Here is an 18,544-nt window from a genome sequence, read left to right on the forward strand (position 1 = left end):
ATTTTTTTTGTTCATTTGTTTTTCTAATAGTACCAAAATGCAAAAGTTTGACGAGATTCGGCCTTATTATGATTCCGAAATAAATAAAGCAATTAAAAAAGTGATTAATCATCCAATGTTGAAGTCATTGATGAACTTTTCTTTTCCTGATGTTGCTGATGAAGTTTGGAAAGAACAATTAATGAAAACGCATTCTATTCGTGATTTCCAATGTAATTTTATTTACCAATCGGTTCAAAAAGTATTAGAGAAAAGTTCTGAAGGATTGATGACTGCGGGCTTTGAACATTTAGAACCCAATACCCCTTATTTGTTTATCTCTAATCATCGTGATATCCTTTTGGATACTACTTTGTTAAATGCCACTTTATTTGAGCATGATTTAGTGATGACAGCTTCGGCTATTGGAGATAATTTGGTTAAACAACCTTTTTTGAATGTTTTGGCTAAGTTGAATCGAAATTTCCTGGTTCAGCGTGGTTTAACTCCAAGAGAGATGTTGCAAAGTTCTAAAACATTATCAGAATACATTAGTCAATTGTTGCAACATGAAAACCGTTCGGTTTGGATTGCGCAACGTGAAGGAAGAACTAAAGATGGTAATGATGCGACTAATCCAGGAGTATTGAAAATGCTCGGAATGGCTTCAGATGAAGCTACTTTGATGGATTACTTCAAAAAAATCAAAATTGTTCCTGTTTCCATTTCGTATGAATATGATCCTACTGATGCTTTGAAAATGCCTCAATTATTGGCGGAAGCTAATAATGAAGTGTATGTAAAAGAGGAAAATGAGGATTTTATGACCATTTTGAGTGGTGCTTTAGGGCCTAAAAAACGCATTTTTATCCACATCGGAAAAGTTTTAGATACTGAAATTGATGCTATCGTGGCTGAAAATGATAATGTAAATAAACAGATTCAAGCCTTGGCGCAAGCCATAGACGATTCAATATTGACTAGCTATAAATTGTGGCCTACTAATTATATTGCTTACGATATTTTACATAAGACCGATAAGTATTCGCATTTGTACACTGAAAACGAAAAAGCAGTTTTTCAACGTAGATTAGAAAAGCGAATTGACGCAGAAAATCCTATTGCACTACAAGGAATATTGGCTATGTATGCTAATCCGGTAGTCAATAAATTAAAATATATCCATGAACTCAAGGACTAAAATTCTTTTAATTTACACCGGAGGAACTATTGGAATGCGCAAGGATTTCAATACCGGAGTATTAAAAGCGTTCAATTTTAGTAAATTATTACAAAGAATTCCTGAGTTGAAGCAATTGGATTGTGAGATAGAAACTATTTCGTTTCAGAATCCAATTGATTCTTCAAATATGAACCCTTCTCATTGGGCAGAAATTGCTGCTATGATTCAATCAAATTATGCTGAATTTGATGGTTTTGTGGTGCTTCATGGTTCAGATACGATGTCGTATACGGCTTCGGCTTTGAGTTTTATGCTCGAAAATATATCCAAACCGGTTATTTTAACGGGTTCTCAATTGCCTATTGGTGATTTACGTACAGATGCCAAGGAAAATTTGATTACTGCTATCCAAATAGCCTCTTTGCAAGAAAACAACAAACCCGTTATTACTGAAGTTTGCCTTTATTTCGAAAACAAATTGTATCGCGGTAATCGAACAACTAAGATAAATGCAGAACATTTTAATGCTTTTGCTTCGCCAAATTATCCTGCATTGGTCGAATCGGGAGTGTATTTGAATCTTAGGTCAGAGTTGTTTTTAGGACAAGAAGCTAATAAAGAATTAATTGTTCATCCATCATTAGATACTAATGTAATTATCATAAAAATGTTTCCCGGAATGTGCGAAAGCATTTTTACGGCAATTCTTGAAATCCCAAGTTTAAAAGGAATTGTATTAGAAACCTATGGTTCAGGAAATGCCATTACCGAAGATTGGTTTATAAACGCATTAACTAAAGCTGTAAAAAAAGGATTGCATATTGTCAATGTAACCCAATGTACGAGTGGAAGCGTTAATATGGGACAATATGAAACGAGTTCGGCATTGAAGCAAATAGGAGTGATTTCGGGAAAAGACATTACTACCGAAGCGGCAATTACCAAATTGATGTTCTTGTTGAGTCAAAATATTCCGTCTAAAGATTTTCAAACTGTATTTGAAACGTCATTAAGAGGAGAAATGATATAATTAATTGCAATTTGGCTTTTCTAAGTCAGATTTTTTAGTGTTATTTGCAAACCAAAATAGAGAGGTGTCCGAGTGGTTGAAGGAGCTAGCCTGGAAAGCTAGTATGTGGGTAACTGCATCGAGGGTTCGAATCCCTTTCTCTCTGCAATATCTCTTGATTTTCAATTGGTTATGATTTTAGCACCCAATTTTACACCCAAAAATGTAAAATTGGGTGTTTTGTTTTATAGGATACTTAGAACCATATACTTTGTTAAAATCCATAATCACTGTGATAGCATCTTTAGTATTTTGCTAATTCTTTTTTTGATTTTAATCTTTGCGTGGAGCAAGTAAACAAAGAAAGTATGATAGTTTATATTTTATTGAAATTTTCATTAAACCGCAAGGTTACAAAGTAAATTGATACTAAAAGAGGTGAAATCTTCCTGTCCAAATAATCTTTTGGGCGTTACTTGTCTCCGAGGGTTGGGCTATTCGTTTCAATATTTTCGTTTTTTAAAGAAAAACAAAAGGATTTTCATTTCACCCCTAACGCAAAACTCAAACTAGTAACGCCTTTTTTCTTTAACTACAAATTAGTAAACTACAAACTAAATCAAAATAAACATTCGATAGTCGTATTTCAAAACTATATTTCTTATTCTTTCATTAAGAAACAAAAAATCATTTAACTTGATTTGTTTTAAGTTAACATTCTTTCTTAACATACTCTTCTTTGCTTTTTTTTTGAATTTGTGTACCCAAAAAGAAGACTCACCACAACTTTAATTTGTCTATTTAATAACCTTAATTTAAATAAAGAGTCAGTAAAGACGCATATTTTTGGATTCATTTTGAATGAATATTTTTATAAATAGATCTTAAACTTTATTAAAATGAATAAAACTGCTACTTTTCTACTGTTATTATGCGGTTATATATGTCAAGCACAGATAGCTGACCGTATTACTTTTTCTTATGATGATGCAGGCAATCAAATACAACGATTATTATGCATTAACTGCTCAACATCAAAATTGGCTAATGAGAATGCTAAAGAAATAACTGCATTAGTTGATGGAGATTTACAAAAATTTTCTGAACAAGATGCAATCTCTTATTATCCAAATCCTGTAAAAGAAGAATTGTATCTTAAATGGGAACTAGTAAACAATAATCTAGTTTCTTCAATATATGTATATGGTGTAAGCGGACAACAATTAGCTTCTTATACTGGATTTGGTAAAAAGAACACACAAAACATTTCTTTTCAAGAATATCCCACAGGAGTTTATGGAGTTATATTATTCTACACAAATGGAGAACAAAAATCTATTAAAATCATTAAAAAATAAGATATGAAGCAACTTTACTATAGTTTACTTTTACTTGGGTTCTCATTTTTAGTTTCAGCACAAAATTCAGAAGGAACGCCAGTTGAAGGATTAATTCCAATTACAAGAACAGATAGTCCTGAACAAAAAACATTAAATGTTACTAGCGAATTTAATGTAATGTCTGAGATGCAGTCAGTAGCAACAACAGCACCTACGGGAAATTCTACTGAAGTAGGAATCACTGAAGGAGAATTGGCTGTTTCTCTTTCTGGAGGTGCTACTTACAACGTTCCTATTAAAGTCCCTAAAGGAATTAACGGAATTGTTCCTCAAATTAGTTTAGCTTATAACAGTCAAGGAGGTAACGGATTAGCGGGGTATGGTTGGAATATTGCAGGGATTTCTAAAATTACCCGAATACCATCAACAAAATTTCATGATGGGATAATAGATGGAGTAGATTTTGATTATCTGGATCGTTTTGCCCTTGATGGACAGCGTTTAATTGTAAAAAATGGAACAGGAGCTACTTATGGTGCAAATGGGACAATTTATGAAACAGAAAATCATTCAAATGTAAAAATCACTTCTTATGGAGTACATCCAAATGGAGCTACTTATGGTCCTGCTTATTTTTTAGTTGAATACCCTGATGGATCTAAGGCAGAATACGGTAACACTACAAATAGGTATGGTAGTTTTTCGGAATCAAGAACTTTGACAACTTGGGCAATTACCTATTGGGAAAATCCACAAGGTGTTAGGATCAGTTATCTATACGGAATTAACAATAATAATTTAAGGATAATAAATATATCCTATGGTAATATAGGAAATCCTCTTGACGAAACATACAACGAAATACAGTTTGTTTATAAAACAAGACAAAGACCAGAACAGACTTATGTAGGAGGTCAGAGTATTATTGATGATAAAATTTTAGATAAAATATTGGTTAATAGTTTTGGAGTTGGCTACAGAAGATACGAATTAACATACGAAGCAAATTCTCTTAGTTACGAACGCTTAAAAACCATCACCGAAAAAAGTGGAGATAATACCAAAAGTTATAATCCTACTGTTTTTAGTTATGATAATACCGTTAATTCTATTTCATATGCTGATATTACTACCAGTTTAGGCGTTGGTAACATAACTTCTTTAAATGCAGATACTGTTTCGGGAGATTTTGATGGTGATGAAAAAATGGAATTTTTGATCTATCCTACTACAGGTACAGACAGCAAAAAAAAGTATTGGTTTTTTTCAAATATTGACTCGGGGAATTATATGAATATAGGTGCTGAGCATAATGTTGGTGCCTTTGAAACTATTTTTCCAACCTCTTGGTTGAGTTGGAATAATCACTTAATGCCTAAACAAGGATGGACAGTTGTTAAAAAAACAGATGCTAATTATACATTTACCGTTTATAGTGCTGGAACCGTATCTCCAATTTATTATCAATATGAACGAGTAGTAAATTTCCCAATTGAACCATATGGAAGTAGCTGTTATTCTGCTAAAATTATTCTGAAAAAGATTATTTCAGGTGATTTTAATGGTGACGGACTTACTGATGTGATTGCTATTGATAATGCATGTTTCTCCAAAAAAGTTTATTTTGTCGATTTAAAAAGAGACAACACCTCTAATTTCCTAACGTATTCAGGAGAATTGTTAGCTTATATGTCTACAAGTTCAAAAGTTGAAGTAGCTGATGTGAACGGAGATGGGAAATCGGATTTTATGGTTTTCGAAAATGGAAAAGTAACCAGTTACACTCTTAATAATAATAATCAATTGGTTTTATTGTGGGATTATTCAGATGCAAATATCTCTGTTGACACTAGTAAAACTATTCTATTGGGAGATTACAACGGAGATGGTAAAACCGATTTTATTATTCCTAGTGGATACGGTTCTACGACATGGTATAAATATAGTTCTACAGGAACTAGTTTTATAAAAGTAGTGGAAACATATTCTGGAATTCAATTTAGACAAAATACTACTTCATATTCTTATATTTATTTAGCTTCTGATTATGATAAAGATGGAAAATCAGATTTAATTGAAACAGTAGGATATAAAAGTTCAACAAATTCAAATGGTCAAATAACGGTTTTGTGCTATTTTAATAGAAATGGAACTTTTTGGGTTGGTGATAGATCCCAAGCTAGTAGCTCATATAGTACAGACATCAATTTATATCCTCTCCCTATTTACTTAGCCTCAGGAAAAGGAGCTCCAACTAAAGATAAGCCCTATAAACCCACATTGGAAATAGCTTTCGCGAATAATAATAAAATATTCTACTTTAATTCCAATAAAAACAATGTTCAAGACCAATTACTAAAGTCTATTACTACTGGCAACGGAGTACAAGAATCGATTACTTATAAACCTTTGAATACTGATTATGATGAAAATTATAACACTATCTATAACAGCTCTTATTCAGAAAATTATCCTAATTCAAATATTGAGTCGGCTTCAAGTATGCAAGTTGTTTCTATGTTAGAAAAACAAAGTGCCACTGATTATAAGAAGCAATTATTTTCTTATTATGATGCTATTTCTAACATGGAAGGACTTGGTTTTTTAGGGTTTAAATCTACTGCTAAAACCAATTGGTTTGATGACAACAATCCTATTATCACAACGGTATCTAAATTTGATACTAACTTACGTGGAGCTAATACCGAAAACTATACCGTTCTTGGACAGTACAACGCCAGCGATTACGCTGCACCAAGCAATTTTATTAGTAAAACAACATCAAACTATAACAGTTCTTTGGAAGCAAATAAAGTTTTTAACCTCAAGGTCACTGCCTCTCAACAGTACAATGGTTTAGACAATACCAGTACGGAGACTACTGATATTGTTTATGATACTAATAACAACCCCTTAACCTCTACAACGTATCTAAAAAACGGAAGTACTACTGAACAAACCACAATAAGTAATATAACTTATGCTACACCTACAAGTTCACCTTATGTAGTGGGCAGACTTATAAATAAAACCCAAAGTGTAGCAATTTCGGGAGACACAATGACCTCTGAAGAGCAATATGTATACAATACAGGCGGTTTATTAACCCAAGTAAAGAAAAAAGGACATAATACCAATTTTATTACCGAAGACAATATTTATGATGAGTTTGGTAACATCACTAAAAAAACTATTTCGGCGCCTGGATTGATCGCCAGAGAAACAAATTATGAATATGATCCAGCTTATGGGGGAATATTCTTAACAAAAAGTACCGATATAGAAGGATTGTCGACAACATTCGTTTACAATGGCTATAATGGATTGCTCCTTTCAGAGACCAATCCTTATGGTTTAAGCACCAGTTATACTTATGATTCCTGGTTTAAAAAAACAAAAACTACCGACTATTTAGGAAAAAGTATTAATATGATCTATACTCGCAATGGAGCAAACGCCACTATTACAACAACTGGAGATGACGGCAGTTATAGCGAAGAACTTTATGATGATTTAGGACGAAAAATAACCGCAAGCGTAAAAGATATCAACGGGAATACCTCCAGTGTTTCATATCTATACGATATTTATGATAGAAATTATAAGATAAGCGAACCTTATTCAGGTGGTAGTCCTTCACAGTGGAATGAAATCCAATATGATGAATATGGAAGAACGACTCAAAATATAAGTTTTACTGGTAAAACTACCAGTATCAGTTATTCAGGTTTAACCACTACAGTGAATGATGGTACTAAAACCAAAATTGCTGCCAAAAATGCCATAGGCAATATGGTTACTATGACCGATAGTCCTGGAGGAACAATTAATTATACCTATTTTGCTAACGGTAATCTCAAATCGTCGGATTATGGAGGTGTAGTTACAAGCATTGAGCAAGATGGTTGGGGTAGAAAAACCAAACTGACTGACCCATCGGCAGGAATATATACCTATACTTATAATGATTTAGGAGAAGCTTTAACGCAAACTACACCCAATGGCACAACAACTTATACCTTAAATAGCGTAGGGAAGCCAACTCAAAAAACGATTGTAGGAACCAATACAAACAGTACGACGACCTATGCGTATGACAGTACCACCAAATTACTAACGTCCAGCACTTTTGTAGATGCCTTAGGAAATAATGCTACAACCACAACAATGTATACTTATGATGGCAATAAGAGACTGACTAGTTCTATTGAAACAACACCTTACGCTACGTTTACGAAACAATTGACTTATGATGCATTTGGTAGATTGAATACCGAAACTTCAATAGCCAGTGCAGCCGGAAAATCAAGTTCTAAAACGGTTCAACATACTTATAAAAATGGAAAACCATGGCAAATTATAGACGCTGCTAATTCTCAGGTATTATGGCAAACTAATACGGTCAATGCAAGAGGGCAACTTACTGAAGCAACAATGGCTAATGCTAATATTACTGTTAGTAATGCCTACGATTCTTATGGTTTAATGACCCAAACCAAACAGGACAGGTTGATTATTTCCCCTGGAAATATTATGACACTTAATACAGTTTTTGACCCGCAGAAAGGAAATTTAACTAGTAGAACGAATAGTTTATTTAATTGGAGTGAAGACTTTACCAATTCATACGATTCTTTAGACCGACTTACTTCTTTTAAAAATATAGCAGGAGTAACTGAAACACAAAGCTATGATGATCGTGGAAGGATAACACAAAATGCTGTGGGAACTTATAATTATACCAATACCTCTAAAGTTTATCGAAATACATCAGTAACGGTTACGCCTGACGCTTTAACGCATTATCAAACGAACCACGAACAAAATATTAGCTATAATGCTTTTAAAAGTCCTTATCAAATTGAGGAAGCAGGGAAAGATAAAATAAGTTTTACTTACAACGATGCGAACAATCGTAGTTCGATGTTTTATGGTAGTTTAGATAATGATAAATTACTAAGACCGTTGCGCAAATACTACTCAGCCGATGGCAGTATGGAGATTAAACACAATATTGCGACAGGAGCAATAGAATTTGTCACCTACATTGGAGGTGATGGCTACACTGCTCCTATAGTGTTAAAAAGTGATGGGACTACTCAAAATTATTTATATTTACAACGGGATTATCAAGGCAGTATTGTTGCTATTAGTGATACTACTGGGCAAGTGCTAGAAAAACGATTGTTTGATGCCTGGGGAAATGTATTGGTACAAGACGGAGCAGGTAATGTGTTAAATGGTCTTACTTTATTAGATAGAGGTTATACCGGGCATGAGCATTTGCAAAGTGTAGGACTCATACACATGAACGGGCGTTTGTATGATGCTAAACTGCATCGTTTCTTGCAACCTGATAATAATGTACAAGATCCTAACAATACGCAGAATTATAACCGCTATAGTTATGTTCTTAATAACCCCTTAAAATATACCGATTGGACAGGTGAGAAATGGAAAATTGGTTGGAAAGATGTATTTGCAGGACTTGAAATAATTGGTGGAACTGCATTAACAATATTTTCAGGAGGGACATTAGCTGTAGTTGGAGCAGGATTAATTAGTGCAGGTGTTACCCATTTTGCTGCTGCTTATAATGAATATAAACAAACTGGCGATTGGGCTTCTGCTTCTAATAATGCGGGAATATTTTTTAATGTTTCGTTTAATACAGATTTTGGGTATAATAATAACAAAGACAAACAAAATGGAGTTAATCAAAATACTCCTGTTGTAACGCCCAAAAGTGATACGAATGGAGGAGGTAATGGTGGTGGGAAGGATAAAGGATACGATTCATGGTTTTATGAAAATCAATATTTTGGTAATGAAGGTGGTTTAAGAGTTGGAACATATCTAGATTTTTCTCCAATTAAAAAACTTTTGGGTATAACTATAGGAGAATATAGAGAATCAGGTTATAATGCAGATTATTATCATTATGAGGGTAATACAACTAAAAATTATATGAATCATTATTTTGTAGCTGGTTTTGCCGTGGGTGGCGGAATTAATTATAAATACAACCTAGGAGAAGATAGATTTGAATCATTTTCGCTTAGTTTATTTGGTTTTTCTGCAGAGTATTCAAAACAATCTAGTTACCAACGTCAATTTTATATTGGATTAGATACTGGATTTAGTTTAGGTATTGGTGTTGGTGGATCTGAAAACATAAAAGGGGGTTGGAGATGGAATTGGTAATTAAAATATAAATAGTAACAAATATGAACACAAATTATTTTTTAAAACAAAGTGCAAAAAAAAATATTTTTTTGATTTTGATAATCCCTATTATAATTCAATTGGTACTGATAAATTTAGTTCAATCAGTTTCGGATGTAAGCTTATACTATGTAACATTTGTATTTTTTGGGGTTTTATATTTACCCTATTTTTATTGGTTAAATATTGCTGTAAATTTCTTGTATGCTCATTCAAATTATTTTAAATTAAAATTAAATAATTTCAAAGTTAGCTTAGTAATAAACGTTATTATGGTGTTTAATTTTGTTTTTTTTATAGGATATATGTTTAGTTTTGTTTTTAAGGGAGGCGAACCTAATGATGTCATGTTTCTTTGTTTTGGTTTAATTCAGTTTGTTGGCATTATCTCTTTTTCTTATACTAGTTATTTTGTTTCTAAACTTATCGCAACTATTGAATTAAAAAGGAATGTCTATTTTAGTGATATCGTTGGCAATTTAGTTGCTTTTTCATTTCCTCCACTAGCAATGTGGATTATTCAGAATAAAGTTAAAAAAATACAATTGAGTGAAAATAACCAGTTGGAGCTGGATTAAACACAGCACAGATGTTGCCCACTTTGTTGCAGCCTATATGAAAAGGACAAAAAGGGGACTAGACTTCTGCTTCTAACAATGCGGGGGTGTTTTTCAATGTTTCGTTTAAGACAGATTTTGGATACAATAACAACGACAAACAAAATGGTATTAAACAAAATACTCCTGTTGTAACTCCTAAAACAGTGGATGATGTTAAAAAAGACAAAGGAGATATATGGGGTAATTCAAGCACTATTTTAGATATTGGTGCGGGTATTTATGGAGCATTAGAAACTACTGCAACACCAGGTGATCAATGGCTTGGTAAAAATGGGAAGTACTATAATAACTCCTGGGGAGGAAATCAATATACAGGTAGTCGTGTAGGTGCTTTTGAAGCAGCAAGTAATTATAAATGGGCAGGAAGAGTTGCATTAGGTGCTGGTATTATAATTAGTGGTGTAAAAACATATAATGCTTATCAATTGGATGGAAGGCATTTTGGGTATAATACACAATATACAGCTATAAGTGCTACTGGAGGAATAGTAGGAGGTTGGGCAGGTGCAGAAGCAGGTGCGGCAACAGGTGCGGCAATTGGTGTTTGGTTTTGGGGTGCTGGAGCAGTCCCTGGAGCTATTATTGGAGGATTTATAGGTGGTTTTTCTGGAGGGTATATAGGTAGTTCTGTAGGTGAAAATTCGGTTAACTATTATCACAACAAATAATTATGAAAACAATAGAATTTTATTTCAACATCGTTCATTTTTGCTACTATAGAACCCATTATAAATTACATTTATTTACAAATAAAATAAATCCTTTTAATCTTATTCATAAGTTACCTTTTCAGAAAAGAAGATATGAAAAGCTAGGAATAAATATTCAAAAAGAAATAGATACAGCTTTCGGAGACAAAAAAAAAGGTTTGAGCATAACTGTTGCAGGAGGTTTTTTATTTGTGTTATTATTTTTCTTTTTCTTTGGTGTGTTTGGTTTAATTTATAAGCTTTTTACAACAGAATATTTAGAGACGATTCATTTTATAATTTTTGGAGCGTTATCAGCTTTAATATGTTATACTTTTGTTTTTAAGAATGATAAATACATAAAGTATTTTGATAAGTTTGAAAAATGGAATAGAGAAGAAAAAAGAAAATATAGTTGGATTACATTTATTGTTAGCATTGCTGTTTTTTACCTCTGGCTTTTGAGTTTTTAGGAGGAACAGATCTCCAGCTAAAATTAGGAATTGTAACAACCCGTACTTATTATATATGGGATTGGATCTTTTGCATATTGTGTTTACATTATAAAAATTAAAAAATGCTAAGAATTTATTATAAAATATGTGTTGACGCAATTGTAAAATCCAAAGTTGCTAATTACAGTAACAGTATCTTTATACTGGTTAAATAGATTGATGAAACATAAAATTTTTATTCTATTTTTACTTTACACTACAGTCGTTTTTTCACAGCAGGAAGCGAGTGTTTGGTATTTTGGACAAAATGCAGGTATGAAATTTAATCCTGATGGAAGTGTTACTCCATTGGGAGATGGTAAACTGAAAACCAATGAAGGCTGTGCATCAATTGCCAATAGTAATGGGGATTTATTGTTTTATACTGATGGACGTACTGTTTGGGATAGAAATCATGTTGTTATGCCAAATGGGGATTATTTTAATGGAACTGGACTTTTAGGAGACTTTTCCAGTACACAATCAGCTATAATTGTCCCTAAACCCGGAAATTCAAATCTATATTACATTTTCACATTAGACGAGCCACATCATGAAAATGCAGCTAAATATCCAAATGCTTTTTCTGGAAATTATGCTGATATTGATAGTGGAAAAACACCTGATACTGATGATGGATTGAATAATGGGTTGAATTATTCGATAGTAGATATTAGCACAATAGGGAGTAATGGAAGTATTGGGGATGTTGTAAGCAGGAATAATCATCTTATTACTTATGATACAAATCCTTTAGGAGAGGAAATAAAATACAAATGTTCTGAAAAATTAACTGCTGTAAAAGATGCTTCAGGAAGTGGTTATTGGGTTATCACTCAATTTACTGATAACTTCTATGCCTTTAAAGTAACAACATCCGGAGTAAATACTACTCCTGTTAAATCAGCAATTTCTCCGATTGTACCTGTTTTTGGGTATCGAAGAAATGCAATAGGATACCTTAAAGCATCCCCAAATGGAAAAAAATTAGCAGCAGCATATGATCAAATTGATACTCCCTCTAGCCCATTTAGTCTTTACAAAGGATGTGTGTATCTATTCGATTTTGATGCATCCACAGGCTCGGTTTTTAATTCTAAATTAATTCTCTCTGATGTCCGCGCTTATGGAATTGAATTTTCTAGTAATTCCAACGTGCTTTATACTAGTTTTTCAGCCACTGTAACAAATCAAACATTAGCTCAATTTAATTTACTAAACAATGATATACCCAATTCAAAAGTTCTTCTTTCCGCGAGCTATTACGGTGCTGGTGCCTTGCAACTCGCACTAAATAAAAAGATTTATTTTTGTACTTATGAGTTAAATTCCTTAGGAGTAATAAATAATCCTGATGTTTTAGGCTTAGGATGTAATTTTGATAAATCAGGTCAACCACTTGCAACCAATACAAGCCGAGTACTTGGTTTACCCCCATTTATAACATCTTTTTTTGATGCTTTTTTTAATGCTGAAAATTTATGTCAAGGAGAATCAACAATGTTTAAGTTGACTTCCAGTGAAACTATAACTTCAGCTACTTGGAATTTTGGAGACGGAACTACTTCTACAGACATTAATTCTACCCATATATATGCCAGTCCTGGGACTTATAGTGTCTCCGTTACAGCTACAAGCGCAGTTGGTACAGTTACAAAAACAAAAGACATTGTTATTTCAGCAATACCAACGGCTACTAAGCCACAAAATATCTTAATTTGTGATAGCAATAATGATGGTTTTAATACTTTTGATTTGACTTCTCAAAATGCAGCAATACTCAATGGACAAGATCCTAATTTATATGCCATAAATTATTTTGTAAATAATGTAGCCATTGTTAATCCTAACACTTATAACAATACAGTTCCTTATCAGCAGGAAAACATTACAGCGGAGGTATACAATAAATTAAATAATAATTGTAAAAGCACTACCAGTTTTACTATTGATGTATTTGATACTCCAAAACCAAGCACATTAGTAAGCAAAATAAATCTTTGCGACAATACTAGCGTAGGAACAGATACTGATGGTAAAGTCATTTTTGATTTAACCCAAAGAGCAACGGCTATTTTAAATGGCCAATCAACCACACAATTTATACTTTCCTATTATAAAGATGTTACTTTAACTCAAAGTATTAGTAATCCAACAACTTACCAAAATACGAATGTAACCGAAACTGTTTATGTAAAAGTGGCTAATAAAGACAATCTTAATTGTACTGCTGTAACTTCTTTTCCAATTGAGGTTTTGGCTTTGCCAACAATTAACAGTGTGGTTGATTTGAAACAATGCGATGATAATACAGATGGATTCAGTGTGTTTAATCTGGAAGAAGCAATTGCTAAAATAACCTCCAATGCAGCAGCTGAAACTATTTCTTTTCATAAAACAATAGCAGATGCTCAAAATAATGTGAATCTTATTGTAAACAGAACCGCTTATACCAATCAGACTGTGAGTGCCGATAAAGTGTTTGTGAGGATTGCCAATAGCAACGGATGTTATCGAATAGCACAATTAAACTTAATCATTTCTACAACTCAAATTCCTGCGACTTTCTCAAGAAGTTTTACACAATGTGATGATGTTGCATCAGGTTCTAATACGGATGGGATTGCTGTTTTTGATTTTAGTAGTGTAGACAATGAAGTTCGGGCAATATTTCCGTCGGGGCAATTATTAGACATTACATATTATAAAAATATAGCCGACGCACTTGCTGAAAAAAATGCTATTGCAGATATTGCCCATTACAGCAACATTGGTTATCCAAACATTCAAAGCATCTATATCCGTGTCGATAGCCGATTGAATAATGATTGTTTGGGATTAGGAAGTTATATCACACTTAAGGTAGAAACTATTCCTATTGTCGCTCCAATAGCTCCTTTTGTACATTGTGATGATAATCAGGATGGTTATTATGCTTTTGATATTACTGGTTTGGATAGTCAAATTAAAAATGGACGAAATGTTATTGTGACTTATTTTGATGCGAATAATAATCCATTGCCAAGTCCGTTGCCCAATCTTTTCGTAACCGCTTCACAAACGATAAAAGCAATCATTACCAATAATTCAACAATAGCTGCTTGTTCGTATAATGTCAGTATTTCTTTTGTGGTAGATGATTTGCCGGAAGCTTTTCCGGTTTCAACATCATTAACGACAGCTTGTGATGATGAAACTGATCCAGGTCAACAAGACGGGAAATTTGCTTTTGATACTTCTGCTTTTCACAATATTATTTTAGGTAATCAAACAGGAATGATAGTGAAGTATTTTGATGGAAGTGATAATGCGCTTTCAAGTCCGTTGCCAAATCCATTTGTTACTGACACACAAAATGTCCGAGTGGAAGTGGTGAACTCTGGAAATACTAATTGTATAGCCACAACAACAATTCCTTTTGTAGTAAACTCAATCCCAAATATTTCATTAGAGGGAGACGAATTAGTGTGTAGTAATTTACCAACTTTTACAAAAGTAATCGATGCGGGAATTCAAGATGCTTCTCCGATAACGGATTACAGTTATGCATGGTCTTTTAATGATGAACCAATAACAGGAGAAAATAATTATACGCTTACAGTAAACACAGAAGGTATTTATACAGTAAAAGTGACAAATAATCAGGGCTGTTCCAGATTAAGAACTATTACTGTTTCCGCTTCGGATATAGCTGTTATCAATAATGTAGATATTGTAGAGTTATCCGATTCTAATAGTATAACAGTTTCGGTAAGCGGCAGTGGAGATTATGTATTCGCCTTGGATGATGAATTTGGAGTATACCAAACAGAAAACAATTTCACGAATGTAAGTGCCGGAATTCATACTGTTTTTGTAAAAGATTTAAACGGTTGTGGTATAGTACCAAAAGAAGTAGCAATCTTAGGTATTCCTAATTTTTTCACACCGAATCAGGATGGACATAATGATACATGGAATATAAAAGGAGTCAATGCTTCTTTTAATGCAAAAACATTGATTCATATTTTTGATCGTTATGGGAAATTAATAAAACAAATAAGTCCAACAGGAGCTGGATGGGACGGTACTTTTAACGGAAATCCAATGCCGGCATCAGATTATTGGTATTCCGTTCAATTAGAAAACGGCAGATTTATGAAAGGTCATTTTGCTTTGAAACGATAGTGTAATCCCTATCACTTTTTTTTATCACATAGGTTACAATGCCCCAAATGATGAGTTCGTTTTCTTCGGTTACTTTTATTAGGAGTGTAATTGCTGTTTTCGGGCATCACATCAGGTAGAGACAGTCTTTTTCTAGTTTAATGCGTTTTATGGTAAATTCTCCGTCGATAAAACAAATAAATTTTGTTGTCTTGCGGTTCAATACTCCGGTCTACAATCAATGCCAGGAACTGCCGCGCTGATCCTTTCTTCTGGCTCGTGTAAATAGAACTAAATTTTCGATATTTACTCTATGTAAGAAAGATAGAAATGAGTAGAAATTATAAATTTCATAATCCAGAGGGTTTGTATTTTGTTAGTTTTGCTATTGTGGGTTAGACCCGGATGTATTTACTAGAAAAGAATAATAAAGATTTGTTTTTTAGGATGTAGATGTTTAACAGAACGTGCCACGAAAAGATTCGTGCGGCAGCGTGAGGGTTTTGTTTATATGTTTGTTTTTTCAGTTTTGTTTAACATGACTATTATAACGTGTTAACTTTTTTCTGTTTTGTTAACATGACAATACAAATATATTTTAGTACAATTGAATTAATTAAGGTAAATTATTCATAAACCAATCACTATTTATCCCATTCTTTGTAAGATCCATTTTTAATAATTGTTCTTCCTTTTCGGAGTCTTTCAAGAGCTGTTTGTACATCATCATAATTGTCGAATAATCCCCGTAATTCAAGTATGGTTTTAATTTTTTCGGACAATTCATCTCCTGACTGTACATCTCTATTGTTAACTCTTTCAATAATTTGTTGGTATTCCCTTTCATAGTCGCTTCTAATTCTTTCCTCAACTGCGAATTTTGTGAATTCTCCAGTTGCTCCTTCATCCGATAAAAACTTTTTTCTAAGTCTATCAAATTCTTCTTGTTCATGTCTTTCAAGTTCTGCAAATTTCTGTTCAAGCTCTCTTTCTTCGTTCTCAAGTTTAAGTCTTTCTCCCTCAAAATTTTCCTCAAATCCTGATTCTGACTGGATAGATTCCTCGATATATCTCTCTTCTCTTTTAGTGCTATTAAGCTCGTCGACAATTCTTGTTTCTTCAGATTCAAATTCTCTTCTAATGTCTTCTTCAGTTCTCCCAGCACGGTATCTAAACTTAATTTCCCTGTTAACAATAGCTTGCTCTTTGTTAATTGACTCAATTTTTGCAAGGTATCTTCCTTCCAAATTAGCGTATCGTTGTTCAATTTCTGTTTGTTCTCTGTTATACTCTTCGTATAGCTGTTTTTGAGCATCGTAAAATGAATGTTCGAATTCACTTTCCTCTCTTTCAAGGATGTCGTACGATTCTCTATATCTTGACTCAACTGATTCTCTATGTTTGATTCGTAGCTGTTCCAATCGCTCTCGATTTCGTTCTGAATTTTCCTTAACTCTTGATAACTCTGATTCAAGTTTTCGTTCAGTGTTTCTGTAGTATTGCGATTCCACACATTTTCTAAGTCCGCGTATAAGATTTCTAATTTGGTTCTCTCGGCAGACGAAAGATTCTCTAAAAAATCCCATTTCGATTGGGTCAAGTGGTAATATTCTTTCTGAAGTTCTATTGGAAAGCTGAAAGTAGTTGGTGTTCTGTTCGACATGATTAAATACCCATTTTGTGTTTTTAGTAATTTGAAAATTTTTTGCAATATTTTCAGGAGAATCTTTTGGTATTGTTATTTGAATTGTATTAATTCCTAGTCTTTTAATTTTTGCTTTTTTATCATCATCCAACTTATGGGAGACCACAATTTCGATAAGTAAAATTGGTTTTCCATGAACATCAAAGAATGTTACATCGGGTCGTATCAATAAGTTTTTGTTATCTATCTCCGGATTCTTGCCCCAGTGTACCCCTGCTTCATCATTTTCATAAAATGTAAGTTCAGCTCTAACTGAGTGTGCTTCTATAAATTTGGTTTCTTCAAGTAATATCGCTTGGGAATCATCAGGAGCATACTTATAGAGATTAGGAACTTTGATTCTCTTTGTACGTTGCAATATATCTATTGCCAGCCTATGACGGTAATCCTGATTACTAAACGTACATTTCCTTTCAATTTCTACATCTTTTGCACAATGTCTAAAATAGGATTTATGGTGGATGTTTTTAATTTTGCGTACCGCTTCCATTTCCTCGCCACAACCCATACACCAATAGCCTTTACGACCACTTTCGGCTTCAAGGATATAAATAGGTTCTTCTTTTACGTTTTTGGCGTATTCATTTTGTTCTTTTGAGGGGGATTGTTTCATTTTATTTAAATTTCGCCTAATCCAGACAACATAGCTAAATCCTTTGCTTTTCTAGATACATTCTGCAGTCCTCTTGCTTTTCCTAATTCATATGGAATAGTAATTCCTCTACTAGTATATTGATCGGAAGTTATATCTAATATATGACCACTTGTTTTGTTTTGTAAAAAATAATGAGTCCCATGATTCCAGTCTCTAGGATCATTAATACTTTTTATAAACCAATTATCTTTCCCTCCAGTTAATCTATATATCACTTCGGATGCTGTAAAGCAAAAACCCGTCGTATGTATTCCATTTTGTATGTTTTGTTCTAGCCAATAACTATCTAAAACTTGTTGTTTCACTTCAGTATTTAGAAAAGCATCTTCTAATTTTAATATAATTTTCTCCAAATCCATAATAATAAAATTTATTGAGTTATACACTTAATATCTGTTTTATGTTTTTTTGATAAATCGGTTTTGCATTCACCATTCTTTCTATGGATTTATGAAAAATACTTGTTTTAAATTGAGAACGGTTTATCCTAAAACAAAAT

Annotated in this window: 10 protein-coding genes, 1 tRNA gene and 2 pseudogenes; 9 read left to right on the top strand and 4 right to left on the bottom strand. The window is 33.1% G+C overall.

All coding sequences use genetic code 11. The features are described from left to right. Nucleotides 1–37: 37 nt before the first annotated feature. The 9 genes from GTZ96_RS04900 (at nucleotide 38) to GTZ96_RS04940 (ending at nucleotide 15,706) form a co-directional block, all read left to right on the top strand. Nucleotides 38–1,180 (top strand): 1-acyl-sn-glycerol-3-phosphate acyltransferase, encoded by a 1,143-nt coding sequence (locus tag GTZ96_RS04900; RefSeq protein WP_161641465.1) that lies wholly within the window; start codon nucleotides 38–40, stop codon nucleotides 1,178–1,180. Next, complete coding sequence (locus GTZ96_RS04905) at nucleotides 1,164–2,192, top strand: asparaginase (protein WP_161641466.1); 1,029 nt, start codon at nucleotides 1,164–1,166, stop codon at nucleotides 2,190–2,192. Before GTZ96_RS04900 ends, GTZ96_RS04905 begins: the two co-directional genes overlap by 17 nt. Before the next feature lie 58 nt (nucleotides 2,193–2,250). Next, nucleotides 2,251–2,337: transfer RNA gene (locus GTZ96_RS04910), tRNA-Ser, on the top strand. 733 nt (nucleotides 2,338–3,070) lie between these two features. Beyond that, complete coding sequence (locus GTZ96_RS04915; protein ID WP_235972859.1) at nucleotides 3,071–3,529, top strand: T9SS type A sorting domain-containing protein; 459 nt, start codon at nucleotides 3,071–3,073, stop codon at nucleotides 3,527–3,529. Between the two features lie 3 nt (nucleotides 3,530–3,532). Then, entirely contained in the window at nucleotides 3,533–9,715 is a 6,183-nt protein-coding gene (locus GTZ96_RS04920; protein WP_161641467.1) for an FG-GAP-like repeat-containing protein, read from the top strand. 23 nt (nucleotides 9,716–9,738) lie between these two features. Next, nucleotides 9,739–10,314: a hypothetical protein gene (locus tag GTZ96_RS04925; RefSeq protein ID WP_161641468.1), complete on the top strand. Its 576-nt coding sequence runs from the start codon at nucleotides 9,739–9,741 to the stop codon at nucleotides 10,312–10,314. Nucleotides 10,315–10,400: 86 nt separating this feature from the next. After that, nucleotides 10,401–11,024: a hypothetical protein gene (locus GTZ96_RS04930; RefSeq protein ID WP_161641469.1), complete on the top strand. Its 624-nt coding sequence runs from the start codon at nucleotides 10,401–10,403 to the stop codon at nucleotides 11,022–11,024. A gap of 2 nt (nucleotides 11,025–11,026) precedes the next feature. After that, entirely contained in the window at nucleotides 11,027–11,518 is a 492-nt protein-coding gene (locus GTZ96_RS04935; RefSeq protein WP_181033143.1) for a hypothetical protein, read from the top strand. Nucleotides 11,519–11,719: 201 nt separating this feature from the next. Then, a complete protein-coding gene (locus GTZ96_RS04940) occupies nucleotides 11,720–15,706 on the top strand; it encodes a T9SS type B sorting domain-containing protein (RefSeq protein WP_161641470.1) in 3,987 nt (1,328 codons plus the stop codon). Here GTZ96_RS04940 and GTZ96_RS18465 read toward each other — a convergent pair. From GTZ96_RS18465 to GTZ96_RS04955, 4 genes and pseudogenes are all read right to left on the bottom strand, one after another. Then, nucleotides 15,675–15,927: pseudogene (locus GTZ96_RS18465) on the bottom strand (LexA family protein); the annotation flags it as partial. The gene GTZ96_RS04940 and the pseudogene GTZ96_RS18465 overlap by 32 nt on opposite strands. 402 nt (nucleotides 15,928–16,329) lie before the next feature. Further along, nucleotides 16,330–18,003, bottom strand: a complete 1,674-nt coding sequence (locus tag GTZ96_RS04945; RefSeq protein WP_161641471.1) for a coiled-coil domain-containing protein — start codon at nucleotides 18,001–18,003, stop codon at nucleotides 16,330–16,332. A 5-nt stretch (nucleotides 18,004–18,008) separates the two neighbouring features. Then, nucleotides 18,009–18,404 carry a hypothetical protein gene (locus tag GTZ96_RS04950; RefSeq protein ID WP_161641472.1) on the bottom strand — a complete coding sequence of 132 codons (396 nt, stop codon included), beginning with the start codon at nucleotides 18,402–18,404 and terminating at the stop codon, nucleotides 18,009–18,011. A 19-nt stretch (nucleotides 18,405–18,423) separates the two neighbouring features. Then, nucleotides 18,424–18,544: pseudogene (locus tag GTZ96_RS04955) on the bottom strand (IS1595 family transposase); the annotation flags it as partial.

This window comes from Flavobacterium undicola, from assembly GCF_009909155.2.
GTDB lineage: Bacteria > Bacteroidota > Bacteroidia > Flavobacteriales > Flavobacteriaceae > Flavobacterium > Flavobacterium undicola.